This is a genomic window from Oceanobacillus alkalisoli (assembly GCF_022213125.1).
GTDB classification, from domain to species: domain Bacteria; phylum Bacillota; class Bacilli; order Bacillales; family Amphibacillaceae; genus Oceanobacillus; species Oceanobacillus alkalisoli.
In genome coordinates, this window is the sequence record NZ_JAKNRA010000015.1 from 36,757 (window position 1) to 60,902 (window position 24,146).

The 24,146-nt window shown below is 41.9% G+C and carries 22 protein-coding genes; 17 read left to right on the forward strand and 5 right to left on the reverse strand.

Features of this window, described 5'->3' with window-relative positions; genetic code table 11:
* Window positions 1-205: 205 nt before the first annotated feature.
* Together L3V42_RS15465 and L3V42_RS15470 are read left to right on the forward strand one after the other, a co-directional pair.
* Window positions 206-1,690 carry an aldehyde dehydrogenase family protein gene (locus L3V42_RS15465; protein WP_238472395.1) on the forward strand — a complete coding sequence of 495 codons (1,485 nt, stop codon included), beginning with the start codon at window positions 206-208 and terminating at the stop codon, window positions 1,688-1,690.
* Window positions 1,691-1,722: 32 nt separating this feature from the next.
* Window positions 1,723-2,871 (forward strand): saccharopine dehydrogenase family protein, encoded by a 1,149-nt coding sequence (locus L3V42_RS15470; protein WP_235762773.1) that lies wholly within the window; start codon window positions 1,723-1,725, stop codon window positions 2,869-2,871.
* A 91-nt stretch (window positions 2,872-2,962) separates the two neighbouring features.
* Here the strand turns inward: L3V42_RS15470 and mreBH are convergent, their stop codons facing one another.
* On the reverse strand, window positions 2,963-3,970 hold the full coding sequence (mreBH, locus tag L3V42_RS15475) for a rod-share determining protein MreBH (RefSeq protein WP_235762772.1): 1,008 nt from the start codon (window positions 3,968-3,970) through the stop codon (window positions 2,963-2,965).
* A gap of 444 nt (window positions 3,971-4,414) precedes the next feature.
* On the opposite strand from mreBH, the gene L3V42_RS15480 reads away from it, so the two are divergent.
* From L3V42_RS15480 to L3V42_RS15495, 4 genes are all read left to right on the forward strand, one after another.
* Entirely contained in the window at window positions 4,415-5,308 is an 894-nt protein-coding gene (locus tag L3V42_RS15480) for a CAP domain-containing protein (protein ID WP_235762771.1), read from the forward strand.
* Window positions 5,309-5,935: 627 nt separating this feature from the next.
* The gene (locus L3V42_RS15485; protein ID WP_238472396.1) at window positions 5,936-6,931 is read left to right on the forward strand and encodes a glutaminase; all 996 of its coding nucleotides are present in this window, start codon (window positions 5,936-5,938) and stop codon (window positions 6,929-6,931) included.
* Window positions 6,932-6,943: 12 nt separating this feature from the next.
* On the forward strand, window positions 6,944-7,609 hold the full coding sequence (locus tag L3V42_RS15490) for an SOS response-associated peptidase (protein ID WP_235762769.1): 666 nt from the start codon (window positions 6,944-6,946) through the stop codon (window positions 7,607-7,609).
* Between the two features lie 117 nt (window positions 7,610-7,726).
* On the forward strand, window positions 7,727-8,407 hold the full coding sequence (locus tag L3V42_RS15495; RefSeq protein WP_238472397.1) for a YdeJ family lipoprotein: 681 nt from the start codon (window positions 7,727-7,729) through the stop codon (window positions 8,405-8,407).
* 104 nt (window positions 8,408-8,511) lie between these two features.
* On the opposite strand, the gene L3V42_RS15500 is transcribed toward L3V42_RS15495, so the two are convergent.
* On the reverse strand, window positions 8,512-9,870 hold the full coding sequence (locus tag L3V42_RS15500) for an alanine/glycine:cation symporter family protein (RefSeq protein ID WP_235762767.1): 1,359 nt from the start codon (window positions 9,868-9,870) through the stop codon (window positions 8,512-8,514).
* Window positions 9,871-10,624: 754 nt separating this feature from the next.
* Between L3V42_RS15500 and L3V42_RS15505 the strand changes: the two genes are divergently transcribed.
* The 11 genes from L3V42_RS15505 to L3V42_RS15555 all read left to right on the forward strand — a co-directional run bounded on the left by L3V42_RS15505 (window position 10,625) and on the right by L3V42_RS15555 (window position 22,151).
* Window positions 10,625-10,903 carry a YtxH domain-containing protein gene (locus tag L3V42_RS15505; protein WP_235762766.1) on the forward strand — a complete coding sequence of 93 codons (279 nt, stop codon included), beginning with the start codon at window positions 10,625-10,627 and terminating at the stop codon, window positions 10,901-10,903.
* A gap of 86 nt (window positions 10,904-10,989) precedes the next feature.
* Window positions 10,990-11,823 carry a YihY/virulence factor BrkB family protein gene (locus tag L3V42_RS15510; RefSeq protein ID WP_238472398.1) on the forward strand — a complete coding sequence of 278 codons (834 nt, stop codon included), beginning with the start codon at window positions 10,990-10,992 and terminating at the stop codon, window positions 11,821-11,823.
* Between the two features lie 169 nt (window positions 11,824-11,992).
* Window positions 11,993-12,856: a transporter substrate-binding domain-containing protein gene (locus L3V42_RS15515; protein WP_238472399.1), complete on the forward strand. Its 864-nt coding sequence runs from the start codon at window positions 11,993-11,995 to the stop codon at window positions 12,854-12,856.
* A gap of 10 nt (window positions 12,857-12,866) precedes the next feature.
* On the forward strand, window positions 12,867-13,550 hold the full coding sequence (locus tag L3V42_RS15520) for an amino acid ABC transporter permease (protein WP_238472400.1): 684 nt from the start codon (window positions 12,867-12,869) through the stop codon (window positions 13,548-13,550).
* A gap of 114 nt (window positions 13,551-13,664) precedes the next feature.
* Window positions 13,665-14,459, forward strand: a complete 795-nt coding sequence (locus L3V42_RS15525) for a YfkD family protein (protein WP_235762762.1) — start codon at window positions 13,665-13,667, stop codon at window positions 14,457-14,459.
* 170 nt (window positions 14,460-14,629) lie between these two features.
* Window positions 14,630-15,943 (forward strand): Na+/H+ antiporter family protein, encoded by a 1,314-nt coding sequence (locus L3V42_RS15530; protein WP_235762761.1) that lies wholly within the window; start codon window positions 14,630-14,632, stop codon window positions 15,941-15,943.
* Window positions 15,944-16,070: 127 nt separating this feature from the next.
* A complete protein-coding gene (gene pdaA, locus L3V42_RS15535; RefSeq protein ID WP_235762760.1) occupies window positions 16,071-16,862 on the forward strand; it encodes a delta-lactam-biosynthetic de-N-acetylase in 792 nt (263 codons plus the stop codon).
* A 177-nt stretch (window positions 16,863-17,039) separates the two neighbouring features.
* Entirely contained in the window at window positions 17,040-18,617 is a 1,578-nt protein-coding gene (gene mbcS, locus L3V42_RS15540; protein WP_238472401.1) for an acyl-CoA synthetase MbcS, read from the forward strand.
* A 100-nt stretch (window positions 18,618-18,717) separates the two neighbouring features.
* Complete coding sequence (locus L3V42_RS15545; RefSeq protein ID WP_238472402.1) at window positions 18,718-18,882, forward strand: hypothetical protein; 165 nt, start codon at window positions 18,718-18,720, stop codon at window positions 18,880-18,882.
* A gap of 166 nt (window positions 18,883-19,048) precedes the next feature.
* The gene (locus L3V42_RS15550) at window positions 19,049-21,178 is read left to right on the forward strand and encodes an ATP-dependent Clp protease ATP-binding subunit (RefSeq protein ID WP_238472403.1); all 2,130 of its coding nucleotides are present in this window, start codon (window positions 19,049-19,051) and stop codon (window positions 21,176-21,178) included.
* A gap of 100 nt (window positions 21,179-21,278) precedes the next feature.
* Window positions 21,279-22,151 (forward strand): ComEC/Rec2 family competence protein, encoded by an 873-nt coding sequence (locus L3V42_RS15555; RefSeq protein WP_238472404.1) that lies wholly within the window; start codon window positions 21,279-21,281, stop codon window positions 22,149-22,151.
* 99 nt (window positions 22,152-22,250) lie between these two features.
* Here L3V42_RS15555 and L3V42_RS15560 read toward each other — a convergent pair whose 3' ends face one another.
* From L3V42_RS15560 to L3V42_RS15570, 3 genes are read right to left on the reverse strand one after another with little or no spacing between them, the layout of a single operon-like run.
* A complete protein-coding gene (locus L3V42_RS15560) occupies window positions 22,251-23,030 on the reverse strand; it encodes an ABC transporter permease (protein WP_238472405.1) in 780 nt (259 codons plus the stop codon).
* Window positions 23,027-23,941, reverse strand: coding sequence for an ABC transporter ATP-binding protein (locus L3V42_RS15565; protein ID WP_369412911.1), 915 nt, complete (start codon window positions 23,939-23,941; stop codon window positions 23,027-23,029). Before L3V42_RS15565 ends, L3V42_RS15560 begins: the two co-directional genes overlap by 4 nt.
* On the reverse strand, window positions 23,938-24,144 hold the full coding sequence (locus L3V42_RS15570; RefSeq protein WP_238472406.1) for a PLD nuclease N-terminal domain-containing protein: 207 nt from the start codon (window positions 24,142-24,144) through the stop codon (window positions 23,938-23,940). Before L3V42_RS15570 ends, L3V42_RS15565 begins: the two co-directional genes overlap by 4 nt.
* Between the last annotated feature and the right edge of the window lie 2 nt (window positions 24,145-24,146).

Consider the following 24,146-nt stretch of genomic DNA (forward strand, 5'->3'; position numbering starts at 1 on the left):
TTGCAAAGTCATTCCTCCCTTAAATTCCATTTATATCCGTTATACTTAGTAGTAATTTTACACATGAAACAGGAAAAAGCAAAGAAATATCGAATATAGTATATAGATGAAGTGATATCGCTTTCAATTAAAAGGTGGTAAAAAAATAAAGTTTGAAGCATGCTTTCCTATTATAAAAGTAGAATATAGAAGGAGGTTTTTTCACATGGAAGAAAAAGTATTGCAAAATTATATTGCTGGTGAATGGGTGGGGGGAAGTGAATGGACGGCTGTTTATAATCCGGCGACTGGTGCAGAAATCGTCCAAGTGCCATTATCAGAGAAAGCGGCAGTTGCTGAAGCAGTAGCGGCCGCAAAACGTGCTCAGAAAAAATGGGCGCTTGTGCCGGCACCACAGCGAGCTGAAATACTTTACCGGGTCGGTTCACTCATGAAAGAGAAAAAAGAGCATCTCTCCCGTCTGCTTACAATGGAAAATGGCAAAGTGCTGGAGGAAGCAAGGGGAGAGGTCCAAGAAGGAATTGATATGGCTTTTTATATGGCAGGAGAAGGAAGACGGTTATTCGGACAAACGACCCCAGCGGAACTGCCGGATAAATTCGCGATGAGCGAGCGGGCGCCAATCGGTGTTGTAGGGATTATTACGCCGTGGAATTTTCCGATTGCGATTGCGACATGGAAGTCCTTTCCGGCAATTGTTGCAGGTAATGCCGTCGTCTGGAAACCGGCAACAGAGACCCCGATTATGGCATATGAACTGGCGAAGATTTTTGAAGAGGCAGGGTTGCCTGAAGGGGTGATGAATGTTGTATTTGGGACAGGTGGTACGGTTGGAGATGCGCTGGTGCATCATGAAGATATCCGGGTGATTTCTTTTACAGGTTCGAATGAAGTCGGACGAAATATTGCCGCTGAATGCGGAAGACAACTGAAGAAAGTGTCGCTTGAAATGGGCGGAAAAAATGCTGTTATCGTAATGGATGATGCTGATCTTGATTTAGCAGTTGAAGGAGTCGTTTGGAGTGCATTTGGGACAAGTGGTCAGCGCTGTACAGCATGCAGTCGGGTTATTGTTCATGAAGCGGTGAAGGAAGAATTTGAAACACGGCTGCTGGAAGCGATGAAAGGTTTAACGATCGGTGATGGTTTGGAAGAAGGCATTAAAGTCGGACCGATTATTAATAAAGCAGGTCTTGAAAAAGTGGAGCGTTATATTGAGATTGGAAAAAATGAAGGAGCAAAGTTACTCGCAGGCGGGCATGTTTTAACAGGGAATTCTTATACGAAAGGGCATTACTTTGAACCAACATTATTCACAGACGCGACAAGTTCGATGCGCATTGCCCAAGAAGAAATATTTGGGCCAGTCGTTTCCATCATACCTGTTAAAAGTTTTGCGGAAGCGATTGAAGTGAATAATGGGGTGACGTACGGATTATCGAGTTCCATTTTCACACAAGATGTGAATCAAGTATTCCGGGCCAAGCGGGATCTGGACACAGGTATTGTTTATGTGAACGCTGGTACGACAGGTGCGGAAATTCATTTGCCGTTTGGTGGAACGAAAGGTACGGGCAATGGGCATCGTGATTCCGGTGTTCAAGCATTAGATGTTTTTACCGAATGGAAAGCTGTTTATGTTGATTATAGCGGGAAATTGCAACGTGCCCAAATTGATGTGGAAGAATAATAGATATCACAACTATTGTTGGGGGGATGCAGGTGAAAATCGGTGTGCTCGGTTCTGGGTTGATGGGAAAGGAAGCTGCGCGGGATTTAGTGAACAGTGAAGATGTGCAAGTAGTAGGGCTCGCTGATGTTGACGCTGGAAAGATGAAGCGAACGGAACAGGCAATTGCTTCGGAAAAGCTTGTAACTTATAAAGTTGATGCTAGTGACCGGGATGAATTGGAGAGTTTTATGAAGCGGTTTGATGTTGTTATTAATGCGCTCTTTTACTCGTTTAACGAAATAGTTGCAAAAACGGGAGCGGCTGTCGGTACACATGTAGTAGATTTAGGCGGACATATTGGTGGGATGACAGACAAGGTTTTAACTTTAGATGAAGCAGCGAAGCGTAAGAACGTCACCATTATCCCTGACCTAGGTGTTGCGCCGGGAATGATTAACATTCTTACAGGCTACGGGGCACGTAAACTCGATCAGCTCAAGGAAATTAGGCTTTATGTAGGAGGAATCCCAGTCCGGCCAGATCCTCCACTTGGGTATAATCATGTCTTTTCAATGGAAGGAGTTTTTGACCATTATACAGATCCCTCACTCATCATTCGGGACGGAGAACAAAAATTAATTCCTTCTTTATCAGAAATCGAGGAAATTCATTTTGAAAAGTTCGGTCCATTGGAAGTATTTCATACGTCAGGGGGAACATCGACGCTAACCCAGTCGTATCCGGACGTGCAAACATTGGAGTATAAAACGATTCGTTATCCGGGACATGCAGAAAAATTTAAGTTACTTGTTGATCTGAATCTTACTAAAGCGGATTTTGAAGTGGAAGTGGATGGAAGAAAGGTGAATCCGCGTAAGGTCGTCTTACAGGCGATTGATCCGATTGTAAATCTGGGTGACAAAGATGATGCGGTATTACTTCGGGTTGTCGTTTCTGGAATGAAGGCTGGAGAGCCGAGAACATACCAGTATGAGATGCAGACGTTCAAAGATACGGACCTGAATATTACCGCAATGGCACGGGTGACGGCGAGTACGATTTCGATTGTCGCACAGCTTATCGCTGCAGGAACGATTGCAAAGAAGGGAGTTTATCCCCCGGAGCGCGCAGTCCCTGGTGAAGTGTATATTGCTGCGTTGAAAGAAAGAGGGATAGAAATTAAGGAAATGCTGCTTTAAGTTGTGAATAGGATGAAAAAGCCTTCCGAGGTAATTTGCCCGGAAGGCTTTTAGTTTTGAAATGGGACAAGTTCACTGACCCCATGTCCCGTTATTTCGCTGCTTTTTGCAATTTGTTGATGATTTTTAAAGATTTGCCTGTGCCGATCGCGACCGCTTCTTGTGGATTTGGCGCCATGTGGACGGGGACATTCAGTTCACCTGCAAGCCATTCTTTCATGCCTTGAAGCATGGAGCCTCCACCTGTTAATACAACACCATGATCAACGATATCTCCACTTAATTCCGGCGGACAGTCTTCAAGAGTGGCTTTTACTGCATCGAGAATTTTAAGGAGCGGTTCTTTAATTGCTTCATGAATTTCTGTTGATGTAATATCAATTGTTTTCGGCAAGCCTGTCACCATATCCCGACCACGGATAGCCATCGTTTCCTCTTTATGGTTTGGATGGGCATAACCGATTTCCATTTTAATATTTTCAGCTGTCCGTTCTCCGATTAAAACATTATAGTTTTTTCGGATATGGTGAACGATTTCCTCGTCCAGATTATCTCCGCCGACCCGGATTGAATTTGAGGAAACGACACCGCCAAAGGAAATGATTCCGACTTCTGAAGTTCCTCCACCGATATCAACAACGACACTAGCAAGTGGTTCGTCCACGGGAAGGTCTGCTCCGATGGCGGCTGCGACGGGTTCTTCAATTAAATGTACGGTTTTTGCGCCAAAGCTTGAGATCGCATTATGAATCGCCCGTCTTTCTACAGCAGTACTGCCTGCTGGTGTACAGACGACAACAGTTGGCTTTCGCATGGAGACACCAATTTTTTTGCTTACTTTCTTTAAGAATACTTTAAGCATTTGGGCGGTAACATCATAATCGGCAATGACCCCATCACGGAGCGGGCGAATCGGGATAATATTTTTCGGAGTTTTCCCGATCATTTCTTTTGCTTCTGTTCCAACAGCGACAACATCTTTTGTATTAACATCAATCGCCACGACAGATGGCTCATTTAAAACGACACCTTTTGTTTTTGAGTAAATAAGTATATTTGCGGTTCCTAAGTCAATTCCAATTTCTGCATTTGAAAACATATTTATAATCCTCCAATGATGTGTAATTTCGTCTATTCACGTTGTAGGTAATCCGTCAACAAACAGATAGTCCTCTATCAATTATATATTGCCTCTCTTAAACGTAAGACAGTTTAGGGGGAAAAATCAAGTAACATTTCAATTACATTTTCTCATCCCTTGTAATGAAAAATCACCTTTTTTGTAATAAAAGCTCAGAATTTAGGGAGTGTCAAGGGCGTTCTTTTAGTAAAACCTGCCATAATACTTAGCAATTTCCTTCATTTCGGTTTTTATACGGACTCTAAAAGGATAGGAAACTTAAGTTTCACGCAAATTCTATAAGACTTTTAAAAATGGCAGAATCCACTGGAAATCTATCCCTTAATTATTACAAAGAAGTCGTGATAATATGAATCTGCAAGCAAGAGAGCACAAAAATAAACATACAAGGAGAGGTAAAACATGCTTCGCAAAATAACAGTAACTACTGCAGCAATCGCAATCTTGACATTTGGAGGTGCATTCTCATCTCCTGCAGATGCCGAGTCAGCTCCGCAGCAGTCACCATATAAAATCCATTACACAATTAATGGGGAGTCAGGAAGTTTAACAAAGGAAGATGCTTCTAATCTGTTAAAGAAAGCATTAGATAGAGTTCAATCGAAATATCTTACTAATTTCGATTGGAAGCAAATTGAAAAACTCGTAACGTTAGAGAAGAAAGAAATCGAGAAAAAAGAAGAAGCTGAAAAGGCACCTGCTAAAGAAGCTGAACAGCGAAAAGAAGAAGTGAAACAACCGGAACAGAAGCAAGAGCAGCCAGTTGAAAAGAAAGAAGAAGTAAGTAAGCCACAAGAGAAAGCTCCGGTACAAGCAGAACCGGAAACACCAGAGGCACCAGCCGCTGCACCACAACCGCAACCGGAGCAGCCGCAGCAAGCCCAACAGCCAGCAGAGGAAGCAGGGCAGCAAAGTGAATTAAGTGAATTTGAAGCAGAGGTCGTTGAACTTACAAACGCAGAACGTGCGAAACAAGGTCTTGCTCCGCTTCAAATTGATACTGAACTAAGTAAAGTAGCTCGCGATAAATCAAAAGACATGGCAACAAATGGATATTTTGACCATAATAGCCCGGTCCACGGTTCTCCATTTGATATGATGAAGAGCTATGGTATTAACTACAGCACTGCTGGAGAGAACATTGCTAAAGGTCAGCGTTCACCAGAAGAAGTAGTAAACGGTTGGATGAACAGTCCTGGTCACCGCGCCAACATTATGAACGGCAACTTTACACACATCGGAGTTGGATTCGTAGAGCAAGGAAACCACTGGACACAAATGTTTATTGGTAAATAACTAAAGAGGAAGCGCCCTTGCAGGAAAAGTACGCGACGTCCTGTCGCAAATCCTGCACTAGCACATCCTGTGCGTCGTAGCGACGTACGGACTGTGCCTCCCAGGACGGGAGGTAGTTCGATGTTGCCACAGGACGTGGCGATCTTAATCGAACTTCCTATTTTACCGTAGGAGATAAAGGAAACACAGCGACCAAAGGGAGCTGATGTTAACTTATCGCACGGAGGTGAAGGAAGTCTCGCTAGTCGCTGGGCGCTGGAGCTGATGTGGCTTTTCAGCAAAATACGAATATATTTGGATATTTATGATGATTGATTGGAGAAATAACATAGAGAGAAAAAGAGGAGGCTGTTTTCAGTCTCCTCTTTTCTTTGCCATAAATGATGGAAGCTTGCTACAATGGAGATAAATTTGTCGCAGTATAACCGTTTGTAAAACTCTCACTATAAGAATAGAGAACGATTCAAAAGCCCCAAGCGGGGGTTTAACAGCCTGTAACGGCCCGATTCGTTCAACTGACAATCAGTGAGGAAGAAAAAGAACCCTACGGATTGAAGTTTCACTTTATGTTAAACTTTAGAGACTTTTGCTGCAGATTGCATAAAATATAGTAAAGAGGTGATTGGGATGGTACAAGGTTCTACAAATCTAAATACAGAGCTGACCCAGGAATGGCTGCAAAATTATGTCGATGACTGGGTTAAATTTTACCGAAAACATACAGCGGACGGTAAACTTGCTTCCTATATACCGCAGCTTGAAAAAGCAGATCCGAACGCGCTGGGAATCATGATAATCGGAAATAATGGAATGACGATCCAATCCGGGGACATCGATACAACATTTTCCATCCAAAGTGTTTCGAAAGTCTTTTCCTTTATCGTCGCCTGTATACAACGTGGTGTATCTTACGTGCTGAACCGGGTGGATGTCGAACCGACGGGAGAAGCATTTAATTCCATTATGCACCTGGAAATGAAAAAAATTGAAAAACCATTCAATCCACTCGTAAATTCAGGAGCGATTACGGTCACTTCTTTACTAGAGGGTGAAACATCAAACGAAAAGCTGGAAGGGATTTTTCAACTGTTTGAGAAAATTCTTGGGTACCGGCCGCAATTGAATGTTGACGTATATGAATCAGAACGGGAGACTTCGATCCGCAACCGGGCAATAGGTTACTTTTTATTAGAAACAGGAGTACTTGAATCTGATTTAGAAATAACATTGGAAACATATTTTAAACAATGTTCAATTGAAATTTCGGTAGAAGACCTTGCAAGGCTGGGACTTATTCTTGCCAACGATGGAATAGACAAAATGACCGGAGAAGAAGTGATTCCAACGCAAATTGCAAGACTGGCAAAAGTGCTGATGCTTACGTGTGGAATGTATGATGCATCAGGGAAGTTTGCTGCCTATGTGGGAATTCCTGCCAAAAGTGGTGTCTCAGGTGGTATAATGGCTACAGTCCCACCGCGGGCACGGGATGAATTATTGCCGTTTATGGATGGCTGCGGAATCGGGGTGTATGGCCCAGCCCTTGATAAACAGGGAAACAGTACCGCGGGTATCCGCCTGTTACGTCATGTTGCGAGCCATTGGGATTTGAGTATCTTTTAGGAGGACTTATAAATGTGCGGCAGATATACTTTGCTTGGCGATCAACTGGAACTGTTGGATGAATTTGCGTTAGAACAACCGATAGAAGATTTTCATGAAAGCTATAATGTAGCACCAGGTCAACAAGTGCTCGCGATTATTCATGATGGAAAGCGGAAGCGGGCTGGTTATTTACGATGGGGACTGGTGCCATCTTGGGCAGATGACCCGAAGATTGGGTATAAAATGATTAATGCAAGAAGTGAAACCGCTCATGTAAAGCCCAGTTTTAAACAGCTGATGGCAAGGAAGCGTTGTTTAATTGTAGCGGATAGTTTTTACGAATGGAAGCAAACAGACGGGGAGAAAATTCCTCAACGGATTCAAGTGGAAGGCAGGAAATATTTTGCATTTGCCGGTTTATGGGATAAATGGACAGAGGGCGATGAAACGTTATTTACTTGTACAATTCTGACGAAGGATTCGCATGGATTCATGAAGGATATCCATCACCGGATGCCGATCATACTGCCGAAACACGCAGAAGATGCATGGATTAAACCAGTGCAATTTGAACCAGCAGAAGCAAGCGAACTTCTAAAACAATTCGAAGATCCAGCGTTCACTGCCTACCCCGTCTCCGCCTACGTCAACACCGCCAAAAACAACGACCAACAATGCATCACAGCCTTAGCGTAACCGGACACGGGGTCAGAGCATTTGTCCCGCTCTGGAATGGGACAAATGCTCTGACCCCAAGCCCCGCTTTTACGGTCATGGGTTGTTGACTACATATGGTATGGAGGTATATAGGGAATGAGGAGTCGGAACTTAATTTGGATTGGTTTATGCCTGCTTTTGCTCACCGCTTGCGGAAGTAATGAAGATACAGCTGCGGCAAAGCATAGTACGGAAGATAAGACCAATCCGCAAATGAAAGAAGAGTATGATGCATCTCGGGAAATAGAAGAAGCTGAAGCAGAGAAGATTGAAGAGAAGAAGGGAGAAGTAAGTGCCTCCCTTGCAACTGAAGCGGAAACTGACGCAGCAGTAGAGGGAGATCACACTCTAACAGATCACGCGGAAAAATCAGATTCACTAGCAGCTTATACAAATGAAGAAATTGAATATGCCCGTATATGGCTGCAGCTTGGAGACAATCAGAATGTCGATGAATTAAATGTACGCCATATTGCAAAAGGCGAGCCGCTTAATCCAAATGCCGAATCAAGTGCTGTCTATCCGGAAGACGTCATTCAATTGACGGGCGCCCGATTAATTGACGGTTCGATAACCTACAGCGGGAATGGCGACGGGACGATTAATCGTTACTATGTTCCTTTACGCTGGGAAAAGAACACACCAGATGACTTCAGTGAAGAAGATATGAAAATATTCACCGAATCGATCATCACAACTACTAAACTAATCAGCATTGACCCAACAGAAGGAGAAGAAGTCATCTCCCTCATCGAAAAAATCAACAGTGAATCCTAAATTCGGGACAGAGGGTCAGAGCAATTGTCCTGATTTTAAAATAATGGCAGTTCAATCAGCGGAATAATCTGATTGAACTGCCATTATTCATAAACATACTTCCACTAGGAAACTTTTGCTTTTTTCCCCGCTTCTTTTTCTTCTTTCGCAACTTTAAGGAAGCGTTTCGTTTCGTATGCGACAACTCCGGACAATCCGAGCAATCCGATTAGGTTAGGAATGGCCATCAACGCATTAAAAATATCGGAAAAGAGCCAGACGATATCTATCAGCGTCACGGAACCGACGAGCACGACAAAAACCCATACGGTGCGATAAAAGGTAATTGCCTTTGGACTCTTGAAGAGATAGTTAAAACATTTCTCACCATAGTAAGACCAGCCAATCAGTGTGGAGTAAGCAAATAGAATGGTTGCGATACCAACAATATAGGTGCCTGGTGTACCTAGGAATACGCCGAAAGATTCACTCGTTAAAGCACCGCCATCAATTCCGGTCTGATGTAAGTCAGCCATCACAATCGTAATTCCAGTGATACTGCAAACGATTATCGTATCGATAAATACTTGTGTCATCGAAACAAGACCTTGTCTACCAGCATAATCAGTCTTTGCTGCTGCGGCTGCAATTGGAGCAGATCCAAGACCTGCTTCGTTTGAGAAAATCCCGCGGGCAACACCGTACCGGATCACGGTCCCTAAAATACCGCCTCCAATCGCATTTGCGGTAAAGGCGTCCGTTAAAATGATATTGAAAGCTGTTGGTACTAAATCGACGTTCAGCATCATAATAATTAAACCACCAAAAACATAAAATACAGCCATAACAGGTACAAGGTAAGCAGTCACGCGTCCAATGCTTTTAATCCCGCCAAGAATGACAATCGCTGTAATGATAAAAAGAATAATGCCTGTAACCCATGTCGGGATATTAAACGTGTTTGAAGCAGCAGCTGACACGGAATTCGCTTGAACCATGTTTCCGATACCAAATGCGGCAATGGAGCCGAAAATGGCAAATAAGATTGCGAGCCATTTGGCATTCAGTCCCCGTTCTAGATAATACATCGGGCCACCAGCCATTTCTCCTTTCGCGTCTTTCACTCGATACTTTACTGCAAGAACCGCTTCCGCATACTTGGTAGCCATTCCAAAGATCGCCATCACCCACATCCAAAACACGGCTCCTGGTCCACCTGCAATAACTGCCGTTGCAACCCCAACGATATTCCCTGTTCCTACTGTAGCTGCCATTGCGGTTGTTAATGCTTGATAATGGGTGATATCCCCTTCAGATAATTTGTCTTGTTTCCTGCGGCTAAAAGCGTTGATTAAAGCAGTCGGCAGTGCTGTAATCTGCACAAATCCAAGTCTGAAGGTGAGGTAGAGTCCTGTACCAACGATGAGAATCAATAGAGGCGGACCCCATACGAAACTACTTACCTTTTCTAGAAAATCTACCATGTCATCATCCCCTTATCCTTTTTTGTGTTCCGTTTCTACTTATTAATATTCCGAATTTTTAGCGATAAGTCAATACCTTTTTACCTTGGTTCCGAATTATTTAATTCCAATTCTTAGAAAGACCCTGCATTCCATTGAAAATCGTTTTCATACAGCGTAAGTGTTTTGCGAGTTCTCATGGTTTGCTCTCTAATCGCCGTTCAGTTGCCCGGTGGACGGATGCGCATCCTTGGGCACTGCTAGAGCTCCTCGGGTTTCCGCCCTGCGGGGTCTCCAGGCTCGTGCTGTTCTCGCAGGAGTCACCGTCCACCGGGCAACTGAACTGGTAGGGATGATTATTTTTAATACAAATTATTCCTGTACGATACGATTATACCCTTCCAGCACATTAAACAGTGATTCCAATATAGCCTTTCCTGGTAGCAGTCCAGACACCTCGAGACTCCTGCGGGAGGATAGGCCTGGCGAGACCACCCCGCAGCGCGATAGCGCGAGGAGGCTTGCCGGCCGCTCAGCAGGTGCAAGAGGTGTCTGGACTGCGGACCTCCAGAAGTGAGTTTCGAACACTTACGCTGTATGAAAGCGATCAAGTAGTTGTCATCTACCATGTAATTCTAATCAGAATAATATAATTCGATAAAAAAACACAGATTGTTACAGCTTTCATTGATTCATCTAAATTAATTCGCTTATAATATAAGATAATGATGGAACATGATATGATAGAAAAAGAATTGGAAAAGGAGAGAGCAAAATGGGACAAAAGAAATTAATCATTGGCGTCGTAGCAGGTGCCTTACTTGGTGCACTCGCAATGCAATTTGACAAGGATGCACGTAACTATACGAAAACGTGTCTGAATAAGTTAAAAGACAATTCAGGTGACCTATTAAGCAATCCGACGGAAACGGTGCAAAAAATGCGTCATTCATTCGACAAATTGAATGCAAATATTTCTGTTGGGGCTGAAAATACGATCAACGCGTTGGAACAGGTAGAATCCACTCTTGACCGTTTAGTGAATAAAAACTAAAACCAGCGTGAACATTACGAGACAAAAGAAATACCCCATCTCAATTCTTGCGATGGGGCATTGTCTTTTACGTGGAGGGTCGGAATTTGAAAAATCTCTTCCCGGCTTTAAATGAATTTTATGAACGAATGGATAAAGTCGATGTTTTTGGGTTGGCGGCACAGCTCGCTTATTTTTTTCTTCTGTCACTTTTTCCCTTCCTATTATTTTTATTTAACTTGATTGGCTATTTCTCCTTGGATGAAGCGGTTATTTTACAAACTATAGTGGATTATGCTCCGCCCCAAGTATATGATTTAATCGAATCGAACATTGAGTCATTGCTGCGGATTCAAAGTGGTGGATTGTTATCCATTGGAATCATTGGTACGCTCTGGGCAGCTTCAAACGGAGTGAATGCGGTGCGGAAAGCATTAAACCGTGCTTATGGAATAAAACCGAAGCGGCTATTTATCATCTACCGTCTTTTATCAATGCTGCTTACGGTCGGCATGTTTTTTGTCGTTATCGTTGCCTTATTATTACCAGTATTCGGGAAGATGATCGGAGAATACTTTTTCTCTTGGTTCGGCTTTTCAGCTGAATTTTTGCAAATCTGGGAAACATTTCGCTGGGTTACCTCTTCTATCATTTTCTTTATCGTGTTAGTTGCGTTGTACCGGCTTACCCCGAATCGCAGAGTGTATTTCAAACATATTGTCTGGGGGGCATTATTTTCCACGGTCGGCTTTCAACTCGTGTCTTGGGCCTTTTCTTTTTATGTAGAAAACTTGGCAAACTATTCAACAACCTATGGAAGTCTTGGGACAGTTATTGTGCTTATGGTCTGGTTTTATTTATTTGGAATGATTGTGCTCATTGGTGGAGTATTAAATGCTTCACTTCATGAACGGGCAGCATGGAAAAAGACGATTGAATAAGGCAGTTAGTAGTCTAATTGCCTTATTTTTTAATCTGTTTATGTTATATTATTTTAAAAATGTAACAGATTGAGATTGGATTTTGCTTTTATTGGTATACTTCCTTGTTATAAAAGAAACCTTTGTGTTATAATTTTTATTGATAAAAAGTATAACAGGAGGGGTAAAAATGAAGCGATTCGTATTTTTGTCAGTGATTGGATTGATTACGATCCTAGCTGCATGTGGTGGAGGAAATGAAAACGCTGACGACAATGCACAAGACCAAGCAACAGATGAAAGATGGGAGCAGGTTGAAGAAGCGGGAGAGTTGGTAGTTGGCACATCGGGTACGTTAATTGCAGCATCTTTTTACGATGAAAATGATGAGCTTACTGGATATGATGTAGAAGTGATGAAGGAAATTGCTGAACGCTTAGAGTTGGAAGTGAAATTTGAAATTATGAGCGTAGACAGTATGATGCCGGCTATTAATAGTGGACGGATCGATGTGGCGGCAAATGACATGTCGATTACAAAGAAGCGGCAAGAAGAATTTAACTTCAGCGACCCTTATAAATATTCTTGGACGACGATGGCGGTTCGAACAGACGATAACTCCGGTATTGAAAGCTTAGAGGATTTGGCAGGGAAAAAAGCTGGCGGTGGGGCAACGACGATTTATAGTCAAATTGCCGAACAATATGGTGCGGAAGTTGTTACATATGGGAACGCGCCGAATGAAGCGTATTTAAGTGATGTGAATAATGGAAGAACAGACCTTGTCATGAATGATTATTTCTTAACAAAATTTGGTGTTGCCGCATTCCCGGAATTCGATATTCATCTCCATCCGACATTGAAATTTTATCCGACAGAGCAAGCTGTGGTTCTTCCAAAACATGCTGATGTTTTGACGGAAAAAATAAATGAAGCACTAGCAGAAATGCACGAAGATGGTACATTGACAGAGCTAGCAGTTCAGTTCTATGAAGAAGATGCATCGAGAGAACCGGAAGATGAAATTGAAGAAATTGAAGGAATAGAATTGTAGGTAGAAGCAAATGAATTTAAATGGAATTGATTTAAGCAGCCTATTTGATGTTGAACTGGCACTTAAGAGCTTGCCATTTGTTCTAGAAGGGCTGCCGATGACGGTAGGAATCACGGTTGCCGGCATGGTAATTGGGATGATCCTTGGTTTGTTCCTAGCACTAGCAAGAGGTTCCAAACATTTTTTGTTACGAATTCCGGCACGAATTTATATTTCTTTTATGCGTGGGACACCGATGCTCGTGTTTTTATTTATTCTTTATTTCGGTTTACCGGTCATTGGAATTGAATTTACAGCACTTACGGCGGCGATTGTCGGGTTCGGACTGAATGGTGCTGCTTATATCGCTGAGATTGACAGGTCTGCTTTAAATAGTGTTGATAAGGGACAGTGGGAAAGCGCGAAAGCATTGAATATTCCCTACTGGACAACATTGCGAATCATTATCCTCCCGCAGGCGATTCGGACGGCTATTCCTCCGCTTACGAATGTTTCGATGGACATGCTGAAGGCGACATCATTGGCTGCTGTAATTACAGTTCCGGAATTGTTTCAGAAAACGCAAATTGTTGCGGGACGAGAGTTCGATGCAATGACGATGTATATACTTGTGGCTCTTATCTACTGGCCGTTATGTATTTTAATTGGCATGATACAGGAGTATTTTGAGAAAAGGTATAGCAGGTATCTTTAATAAAAACATGCGAGTCTGGAAAAGAACAACCAGACAGCATGTTTTTTTGTACCATCAGCGTGTATATTTTTCCATGAAGCGAAAAAACTATAGGAAAAGAAAGGATGGAGGTCTATGAACAGTAAACGTTTAACCGGTATGTCTGCTGCATTTTTCATCATACTTGCTTTTCCCGTTGTTTTATTTGCTGAGGAAAAAAAGGAAACGGAAGAAAACTTTGAAATACCGAGTCATGTATTAGATATATCAAAGGAAAATACGGTGCAAAATGATGATTCTGATAATGAGGTTGTCGAGGCAAGTGAGGAAACGAGGGAACTGCTTGAGAGTACTTCTGTGGCAATAGAGAACTCGGAGCTGATTCAACAATTAAATGAATCAAGCATTAAGCCATCTCCAATTGGCATTGGATACCGTGGAGAGATTTATCTTGGACGCTGGCCCTTGCAGTATGAATCATTGGAAACAGGTGTCAACTGGGAATATCAAGCCATTAATAAAAATGAACTGCAAAATGGTTCCGAGGGACAGCAGGAAATGAATTATATTCAACAGGAAAATAAAGAAATTAAAGGAATGCTCACCAATAAGATTGCTGACGCAGGAACAGTAAAAAACATGGTGCTGCAAAAAGCGGAAGAGAAAACAAAGCTTCCCCTTGCTTATGAAGTGGAAGTAGGTCGAAATACAAAAATGGCTCATGCTTACCCTGTACCTCAGGAAAAAATGGGAATTCTTGAAGCGTATGCACCAGCAATCCATGAAAAGGGCCGGGTAACTTTCGGTGAAGTATATATCCAATTAAAAGGAACAAAAAAGCAACTAGTCATTAAAAACGTAACAAAACAAGGGATCGGGGCCTGGATTCCCGTCCAAAATTATATATCCTACAACTTTCAAGTCAAATAAAAGAAGAGAGGGACATTGGGGGCGGAGGCATTGTCCGACTTTACTGGGACAATGCCTCCGACCCCAATGTACCATTACCTTTATAAAGGGGTTGCTTTTTTATCTTCAATGCTTTATTATGATGAAGTATTAAAGTGATAAAAGAGTAGAGATTTAAGGGGGAAGTAATTGTGGAATGGGTTGTAGTTGTGTCCGTTCTAGTGCTGATTATTCTCAGCTTATTACGACTTAATGTTGTTTTGGCACTCATTGCAGCAGGAATCGTTGCGGGTGTCATGTCAGGACTTTCGTTTGTAGATACGGTTGATTTACTCGTAAGTGGAATGGGCGGTCAAGCGAATACGGCTTTAAGTTATATCTTACTTGGAGCATTTGCGATTGCCATTAGTTATACAGGAATTACTAGTTTTCTTGTGAATTTTGTAATCGATAAATTATCAGGAAAAAGGGCGACAATCTTACTCTTATTAGCAGGAATTGCCAGCCTTTCGCAAAATGCGATTCCTGTCCATATTGCATTTATACCGATTTTAATACCACCGCTGCTGAAGTTATTTAATAAAATGCGGATTGATCGCCGAGCTGTTGCGGCGGCACTTACGTTTGGATTAAAAGCGCCATATGTCATGCTTCCATTAGGATTTGGAGCCATTTTCCATGGCATTATTGTCGATGGTCTAGCAGAGAATGGTATTGAGTTAACTGCTTGGGATACGGCATTTGCGATGCTGATACCTGGACTTGGTATGGTTGTAGGACTCTTTGTTGCGATATTTATTACGTACCGAAAAGGAAGAGATCCGGTTAAAGGCTCTGGTGGAGGTACAACGGTAGACATTGAAGCTTTGAATCAAGAAGATTTTGCTTTTAATAAGAAACATTTCTTTACCATTATCGCCATTATAGCGGCGTTAGTCGTACAAATCATTACACAAAATCTAATACTCGGCGCACTCGCTGGATTATTAGTTATGTTTGTGTTCCTTGTTGTGCCGTATCGTAATCTTGATAAGATTATGACAGAAGGAATTGGATTAATGGGAATGATTGCATTTATTATGCTTGTAGCTTCAGGTTACGGAACAGTTTTAAGTGAAACAGGAGCAGTCGATGCATTAGTCAAAGCGTCTGCTGGGTTTATAGGAGACAATCAAGCTGTCATTGCCTTCATTCTATTATTAGTAGGACTCCTTGTAACAATGGGAATTGGTTCTTCATTCGGTACAATTCCAATTTTAGTTGCGCTATATGTCCCGATTTGTCTGGCGGCAGGATTTTCACCACTTGCGATCGCCGCGTTAATCGGAACAGCTGGAGCACTGGGTGACGCTGGTTCACCAGCTTCGGACAGTACACTTGGTCCAACGTCCGGCTTGAACGCTGATGGAAACCATAACCATATATGGGATACAGTAGTACCAACATTCCTGCACTACAACATCCCACTCATCATCTTCGGCTGGGTTGCAGCAATGATCTTATAAGTTGCCGGGACAGGGGGTCAGAGCATTTATCCCATCTTGTGCGGGACAAATACTCTGCCCCCTTGTCCCACCACTCCCGCATAATTTTTGAGTCCGGAGGTTATGCTAGGGAAAAAGGGTGTTGTTGATGAAGCGTTTGTTAGGATATTGTTTCGTTTTTGTCTTGATTATCGGATTCAGTTTAGAAACAGAGGTCGATGCTCGTGGCTTTGGCTGGGGGTATAAAAAGGGTTCGGCTGGTGAAATTCCGGAAATCGGCTCTTATGGTGATTTACTACAAGAATATGGTGCTTATTTTGCGGATTCATCCGGTGGGAAACATATTTATTTAACGTTCGATAATGGTTATGAGGAAGGGTATACTCCGCAAATTCTCGATGTGCTGAAAAAGGAAAATGTACCGGCAACTTTCTTCGTTACCGGGCATTATGTAGAAACAGCTCCCGATTTAGTCAAGCGAATGGTTGATGAAGGACATATTATCGGAAATCATTCCTATCACCACCCTGACTTTTCCATTTTAACGAAAGATGCGATGCGTCAAGAACTGGAGGACTTGGAAAAAAAGGTAAGTGAAGTATCTGATCAAAAAGATTTGAAATACTTACGTCCGCCAAGGGGTATTTTTAATGAACAGACACTGGAATGGGCGAATGAATTAGGTTATATTCATATCTTTTGGTCGCTTGCCTTTAAAGATTGGGAAACGTCCAATCAAAAGGGATGGCGTTATGCGTATGAAGAAGTGATGGAGAAAATCCATCCAGGCGCGATTGTTTTACTTCATACCGTTTCAAAGGATAACGCCGAAGCACTTGCTGTATTAATAACGGATTTAAAAGAAGAAGGATATCAATTTAAAAGTTTAGATGATCTAATTTTACGTGATCAGATACCTGAAGTGATTTATGGATATTAATAAACAAAGGCGCAAAAGCCCTTATAGGCTAAGTATGCGATTCGTTTCGCGGGCGCCTTAGCATACAAAGTCGGGAAGCAGACTCATCTGTTTTCCGACTTTTTCATTAAAATCGTGCCAAACTTTCTGAGGCTTTGATATAATGGAGAGAAAATAAAAGAAAGTGGTGGTAGCGGGATGATGAGAGAAGATTTAATCGCACCAAAACAATATAACATTGCGATGGAAGTCGAGAAATATGCAGCAGATACAAACAAAAAAGCACTCATCTGGCTGGATGAAAATAATAATAAAAAAGAGATTACCTATCAAGCGCTAATTCGAAATGTAAACAAAATCGGAAATGTATTTTTGAATAGCGGTCTTGAACGCGGGGATAAAATACTCATCATCATGCCTCGGCTTATTGAAACATATGAAGTCTACTTGGCGGCATTAAAAACAGGGATTATCATTATTCCAAGCTCGGAAATGTTAAAAGTAAACGATTTAGAATACCGGATTCAACACGGAGAAGTTAGTGGAGTCGTGGCTTTCCATGAGTTTACAACAGAAGTAAGTAAAGTTTCCAACTTTGCTGAACTGAAGAAATTTAGCGTTGGACATGCCGTTGATGACTGGGAATTTCTTGATGAGACAAAAGCAAACGCTAGTGAAGAACTTGAGATGGTAGATACGACAAAAGAGACAATCGCATTTTTACCATATACATCAGGAACGACAGGGAATCCAAAAGGTGTTGTGCATACCCATGCTTGGGGATTCGCTCATTTGAAGACCGCGCCGGAAAATTGGCTTGGTGTGGAAGAGGATGATTTAGTTTGGGCTACAGCAGCTCCTGGCTGGCAAAAATGGGTTTGGAGCCCACTTCTATCTGTACTTGGTTCTGGAGCGACAGGGTTTATTTATAGCGGGAAATTCGATCCGTCCAAATATCTCCAACTCCTTCAAGATAATGAAATTAATGTGCTTTGTTGCACGCCGACAGAGTATCGCATCATGGCAAAAGTCGAACATCTTGAGGATTATAAGTTGCCGCATTTACGCAGTGCGGTATCTGCAGGAGAGCCGCTTAACGTCGAAGTCATCGATATATTCCTGAAATACTTTGATATTACCGTCCGGGATGGTTATGGTCAAACCGAGAACACGCTACTTCTAGGAATTACGAAAGATATGGAAGTAAAGCCAGGCTCCATGGGCAAACCGACGCCGGGTAATGATGTAGTAATTATTGATGAAGAAGGAAATATAGCAGGGGTAAATGAAATTGGGGATATTGCGATCCGTCTAGATAGTCCAGCGCTTTTCCGTGAGTACTATAAAGACATCGAACGAACGAAAGCATCTCGCCGGGGTGAATTTTATATTACAGGAGACCAGGCGAGAAAAGATGAAGATGGTTATTTCTGGTTTGAAGGCCGCAGAGACGATATAATTGTTAGCTCGGGTTATACGATAGGACCATTTGAAGTGGAAGATGCTCTTGTGAAGCATCCATATGTTCAAGAGTGTGCGGTCGTCGCAAGTCCAGACGCTGTCCGAGGGAATATCGTCAAAGCTTATGTCGTTCTTAAGCAGAATGTCGATAAGAACAATACAGACTTGATTAAGCATTTACAAGATCATGTAAAACAACAGACAGCACCATATAAGTATCCGCGGGCTATTGAATTTATCGATGAACTTCCGAAAACCACCTCTGGTAAAATAAGAAGAATCGAACTGCGTCAAAGAGAAATGGAGAACATGTAAAGTCTTCCATCATTTTTCAAGCATTTGTTTTCCACTGACGCTTTCCGGGTATACTGTTATTGAATACCTTAAAAGCGAGGGATAATATATAGATACAAAAATGCGTCTATTCGATCTTCTGGATGATTTGTCAGAACAGGAGATTACTCGGATTGTAAACTTTGCAGAAGAAATAAAAGAATCAAATGAAAAAGATTTAGTCGAACATGCTCCCGTTGAATTTTGGGATAACGATGATAAAATATGGAATGAAATTAGCAGATGAGAGAACTAGTCTCTATCTGCTTTTTCGTTCCTGCAAAAAAAATAAAAAAAGTTGGGCAAAACACTTGAAAGTCAAAAAAGGTCAGAGTATAATGGGTTTAAGGTCAAAGATAGTCAAAGTCAAATTTGATCAATTTAATAATAAATAAATTTAGGAGGAATGTAAGATGAAATGTCAACATTGCGGTGTTAATGAGGCAAATGTAAATGCGTCTGTGCATATGAACGGACAGCGAATGGAAATGCATCTATGTAACTCCTGTTTACGTGAAATACAAGGAAATATGATGAATCAGGCAAATAATTTCTTCTCCAATTTCAATCAAGGAGAAAATCCATTTCAAAACCAATTCTCTCAAGCGGGAAATGGACAAACAGGAGCACGTACACAACAACGCACAAAGAAACGTGAAGGTCTACTTGATCAATTAGGGAAAAATCTAACTGATTCTGCACGAGCAGGAGAAATCGATCCGATTATCGGGCGCGATCAGGAAATTAAACGTGTCATTGAAACATTAAATAGAAGAAGTAAAAACAATCCGGTTCTTATCGGAGAACCAGGTGTAGGTAAAACGGCAATCGCGGAAGGTTTGGCACTGCGAATTGTAGAAGGAACCGTTCCAAGTAAGTTGCTTTCTAAAGAAGTATACTTGCTCGATGTTGCCTCTTTAGTTGCGAATACAGGTATTCGCGGCCAATTCGAAGAACGGATGAAAAAGCTTATTACAGAGCTTCAAGAAAGAAAAGATGTCATCCTCTTTATTGATGAGATCCATTTAATCGTCGGAGCAGGTACAGCTGAAGGTTCTCAAATGGATGCAGGTAATATTTTAAAACCAGCTCTTGCACGTGGTGAAATGCAGTTAATCGGTGCAACGACGCTGAAAGAATACCGTCAGATTGAAAAGGATCCGGCACTTGAACGACGCTTGCAGCCAGTTATTGTAAAAGAACCGACACTCGAACAAACAGTACAAATTTTACATGGAATTAAAGATCGCTACGAAGCATTCCATGAAGTGAAGTATTCAGATGATGTTATTGAAGCTTTTGCGACATTATCTGACCGTTACATCCAAGATCGTTTCTTGCCAGACAAGGCGATTGACTTAATGGATGAAGTCGGTTCACGCTTGAACTTGAATAACTCCCAGCAAGATGCAAACTCCTTGCAACAACGTTTGGATGAAATTGTGAAGGAAAAACAAGAAGCAGCGGAACGTGAGGACTATGAACTGGCAGCAAATCTCCGTTATCAGGAAATTCAATTACAGAAACAATTAGAGAAAGCAGATGACAGTGAGAAAGTTACCGATGTATCTGTCTCTGATATCGAATTGATTGTAGAAGAGAAAACTGGCATTCCTGTAACGAAAATGCAAGCAGAAGAACAAAAACAGATGAAGAACTTGGCAACTCATTTACGCGGTAAAGTAATCGGACAAGACGAGGCGGTAGACAAGGTCGCTAAAGCGATTCGTCGTAGCCGTGCAGGTCTGAAATCGAAAGAACGTCCAATCGGTTCCTTCCTATTCGTAGGTCCGACTGGTGTTGGTAAAACAGAGCTGACAAAAGTTCTTGCAGAAGAATTATTCGGAAAACGTGATGCGCTCATTCGTCTAGATATGAGTGAGTACATGGAAAAACATTCTGTGTCTAAAATCATTGGTTCACCACCAGGATATGTTGGCCATGAAGAGGCAGGACAGTTAACCGAGAAAGTCCGCCGTAATCCGTATTCCATCATCTTGCTTGATGAAATTGAAAAAGCACATCCAGACGTGCAAAATATGTTCCTGCAAATTATGGAAGATGGTCATCTGACAGACTCCCAGGGCAGAATGGTGAGCTTTAAAGAATCCGTCATTATTATGACAAGTAACGCTGGAACTGGTGCGAAGAATGTCAATGTTGGTTTCAATAACACACATGACGCTGTTTCAACGTTAGAGAATTTAAGTGATTTCTTCAAACCAGAATTCTTGAACCGATTTGACGCAATTGTAGAGTTCAACGAATTAGCGCAAGAAAACTTACTAGCTATTCTTGATTTGATGCTGCATGAGCTTGAGGAAACGATTGAGGAAAATGATATCGAAATTACGATTACAGATGCAGCGAAAGAAAAATTGGTTGAACTTGGATATGACCCGCGTTTCGGTGCAAGACCATTACGTCGTGTCATCCAGGATAAAATAGAAGACCAGCTTACCGATTTAATTCTTGAATCGGAATCCGTGGATAAAGTTCATATTGATGTAGTAGAAGATGAAATAGCGGTTAAACAAGTATAGATTTTAAATGAGTAATCCCGTTGCCTCGTGCAGCGGGATTTTTTCATGCTCATAAGCAGCTTGTTTCGGTGCAAAATAAGAGGAAGAAAGGGTGACTCCGATGAAAAAAGTAATCCATTTATTCTTCCTTTTATTATTTATAATCCCTCAAATTACATATGCCACACCACAGAACAGCTTGCGTGTTCATTTCATTGATGTAGGGCAAGGGGACAGCATACTGATTGAAACCCCGGACAATCAGGCGATCTTAATTGATGGCGGTGTACCGAAAGCTGGAAGTAAAATTGTCCGTTATTTAAAGGAGCAGCAGATTGAAGAAATTGATTTAATGGTTGCCACTCACCCGGATTACGATCACATCGGCGGATTAATTGCTGTGTTAGAGCATTTACCTGTACGGAAAGTACTTGAAAATGGGGAAGTTCATTTGACCAAGACATTTGCCAAATATCGGTTCTATCTTTTCAAAGAAAAAATTCCAGTGCAAATAGCCCAAGCAAATGACAGCATCACGCTTGCGGAGGAGGTGGAGCTGAAAGTTCTGCATGCAGCAGAGGAAGATGCGGAAAATAGGAATCAATCCGCCATAGCACTTAAATTAACCTATGAGAAAATTGATTTCCTCTTTATGAGTGATGTGGAAGCGGAGCAGGAAGAAGCGATTGCGGAAAAATATGATGTCGACGCGGAAGTTCTGAAAATCGCCCATCATGGTTCAAATTCCAGCAGTACGTTAAAGTTTCTCAGGGAAGTAAGACCTGAAGTATCGATTATTACGTATAGTGCATCGAATGATTATGGACATCCTGTAGGTAGAGTAATTAATAACTTGCAAAAGGTCGATAGCCAAATCTTCTCAACAGCAGGTTATGGTAATGTTGTTGTCGAAACAAATGGAGAGCAGTATATTGTCCTGCCTGAAATGCAGCCGATGGAACGGTTAATGAAAAGAATTAAAAATAAGGAATAAAAAACCAGCAAGTTAAGCTGGTTTAATCATGAATGAAGCGGTTATTAGGAAAGTAAAGTCTTGTTGTTTTCCTGTTTGGGTGAGTGATAAAGGTGCAACCTATGATGCATGCTCTTTCGTCTGGAAAATATAAATACTCCAAACAAGAAGCAGAGCACTAATGATAATAGTTGTTACTGCTGACCCGATTAATGCTCCTTGAATCTCGCCGGTTTGTAAATAGTTGAGTGCGTGGTTTGAGAGATTACTTGGACTGTAATTTAACTTTTGTCCGAACAAGCTTGTAATGACGCTCAGCACAGTGATTGTCGCAATAGTTCCAAAGGCGACGAGTCCGGGAGAATTGAACACGGTATTATAAAATATCGACAATGTAGCGACGAGAATAAACCAGAGCCCGTAAAAGAATAAAAGGAATATAAAATTTCCTGCAGGAATAAACGCATAGAGCAGCCCAATATAATACCAGGCGAACAGCATACTTATCACATATGACACAAGCACAAGCGCCAGTAATCCCGTCCATTTACTCATAATATAAGTCGTGTAGGATATCGGTTTTACGAGGATGAGTTCAGCAACACCTGATTTTCTTTCTCCAGCAATCGTACCCATCGAAATAAGAACGAAAATCAACACACCGAGACTGCTGAGTTGTCCCATACTCATCGCAATTGCGTCACTCGCGGTTACTTCAGGCATCTCGAACACTGCACCATCCGGGAGTCCCCCGACGGACTCCAGAATTTGCGGCAAATAATAATTAGATACGGGATCCATGACGGCAAGGAGAATAAGTACGAGCGGTACCCAAATCCATTTCTTGTCACGGAAGCTCGCAATCAGTTCTTTTTTCACAAGTGTTTGCCACTGTCTCATTGCTTCACCGCCTTCATAAATAGGTCTTCAAGAGAGGCCCGATTTAAATTAAAACCGATAATCGGCCAGTTTTCCTCTGTTGCAGTTTGGAAAATACTTTTTCGCGCCTCGGCAATATCAGCTGCCGGAATTTTTATAATTTGCCTTTCAAGTTTGCAGTCCATTATTCCGGGCAGACTTTTTAACTTCTTGAGGTATTGCTCGGGATTTTCCTGAAATTCAAGTTCAATGACAGAGGTCTGATATTTTTGCCGCAATGCTTCCATCGGGCCTGCTTCCATGATTTCTCCTTGATGAAGCAAGAGTAGCTCATCACAAACTTCTTCGGCATCATTTAAAATATGAGTCGAGAAAAGAATCGTCATTTCCTTCTTCAATCTTTCAAGTAAGGTTAATACGTCGCGCCGACCAATTGGGTCAAGGGATGAAACTGGTTCATCAAGCAGCAGGAGCTCGGGAGAGTGGATAATCGCTTGGGCAATTCCAAGACGCTGCTTCATCCCTCCGGAAAAATCGCTAATCCGTTTGTCGAGTGCATCGGTAATGCCAACTTGTTCTGCTAAATCTTCCGCACGTCTCGCTGCTTCTTCTTTTGGGAGGCTTGCAATTTCTCCACTGAAAAGCAGAAATTCACGTGCTGTCATCCAACTAGGAAAAACAGGGTATTGTGGCAGGTAGCCAATAAATTCACGAATATCCGCATTTGCTTCTTTACCGGAAAAAGTAACATCGCCATCCGTCTGTTTCAGCAGTCCAGCAAGAATCCGCAAGATCGTCGTTTTCCCGGCGCCATTTGGACCAATGAGTGCAATGCATTTCCCTTCAGAGAGGGAGAAATCCACACCCCGTACAGCAGTCATATCTTTGTACGCTTTAAGTAAGCCTGTTACGGTAAGGATGCTCATCATCATCTTCTCCTTCCAAAGATAAAGTATAGAATCGGACCAACCATAGTGAGAACTAAGATGATAACTAGCCATACCCAACGGTTGCCTCGGACGTTTTCTTCTTGTTTGATCCAGTCAAAAACCGCTACGATAATTAAGATTCCTTGGATGAAAAATAGTGGTAAAATCAATCCTAAATTAAGAGAATCCATTGCAAGTTGATTCATAA

Bases quoted from the DNA above. Each gene is read 5' to 3' on its own strand.
- L3V42_RS15505 (WP_235762766.1), top strand. From the start codon at position 10,625: ATGGGACAAAAGAAATTAATCATTGGCGTCGTAGCAGGTGCCTTACTT.
- L3V42_RS15555 (WP_238472404.1), top strand. From the start codon at position 21,279: ATGAAAAAAGTAATCCATTTATTCTTCCTTTTATTATTTATAATCCCT.
- L3V42_RS15565 (WP_369412911.1), bottom strand. From the start codon at position 23,941: ATGATGATGAGCATCCTTACCGTAACAGGCTTACTTAAAGCGTACAAA.
- L3V42_RS15500 (WP_235762767.1), bottom strand. From the start codon at position 9,870: ATGGTAGATTTTCTAGAAAAGGTAAGTAGTTTCGTATGGGGTCCGCCT.
- mbcS (WP_238472401.1), top strand. From the start codon at position 17,040: ATGATGAGAGAAGATTTAATCGCACCAAAACAATATAACATTGCGATG.
- L3V42_RS15570 (WP_238472406.1), bottom strand. From the start codon at position 24,144: ATGAATCAACTTGCAATGGATTCTCTTAATTTAGGATTGATTTTACCA.
- L3V42_RS15520 (WP_238472400.1), top strand. From the start codon at position 12,867: ATGAATTTAAATGGAATTGATTTAAGCAGCCTATTTGATGTTGAACTG.
- mreBH (WP_235762772.1), bottom strand. From the start codon at position 3,970: ATGTTTTCAAATGCAGAAATTGGAATTGACTTAGGAACCGCAAATATA.
- L3V42_RS15560 (WP_238472405.1), bottom strand. From the start codon at position 23,030: ATGAGACAGTGGCAAACACTTGTGAAAAAAGAACTGATTGCGAGCTTC.
- L3V42_RS15485 (WP_238472396.1), top strand. From the start codon at position 5,936: ATGGTACAAGGTTCTACAAATCTAAATACAGAGCTGACCCAGGAATGG.
- L3V42_RS15515 (WP_238472399.1), top strand. From the start codon at position 11,993: ATGAAGCGATTCGTATTTTTGTCAGTGATTGGATTGATTACGATCCTA.
- L3V42_RS15550 (WP_238472403.1), top strand. From the start codon at position 19,049: ATGAAATGTCAACATTGCGGTGTTAATGAGGCAAATGTAAATGCGTCT.
- L3V42_RS15525 (WP_235762762.1), top strand. From the start codon at position 13,665: ATGAACAGTAAACGTTTAACCGGTATGTCTGCTGCATTTTTCATCATA.
- pdaA (WP_235762760.1), top strand. From the start codon at position 16,071: ATGAAGCGTTTGTTAGGATATTGTTTCGTTTTTGTCTTGATTATCGGA.
- L3V42_RS15465 (WP_238472395.1), top strand. From the start codon at position 206: ATGGAAGAAAAAGTATTGCAAAATTATATTGCTGGTGAATGGGTGGGG.
- L3V42_RS15480 (WP_235762771.1), top strand. From the start codon at position 4,415: ATGCTTCGCAAAATAACAGTAACTACTGCAGCAATCGCAATCTTGACA.
- L3V42_RS15495 (WP_238472397.1), top strand. From the start codon at position 7,727: ATGAGGAGTCGGAACTTAATTTGGATTGGTTTATGCCTGCTTTTGCTC.
- L3V42_RS15545 (WP_238472402.1), top strand. From the start codon at position 18,718: ATGCGTCTATTCGATCTTCTGGATGATTTGTCAGAACAGGAGATTACT.
- L3V42_RS15490 (WP_235762769.1), top strand. From the start codon at position 6,944: ATGTGCGGCAGATATACTTTGCTTGGCGATCAACTGGAACTGTTGGAT.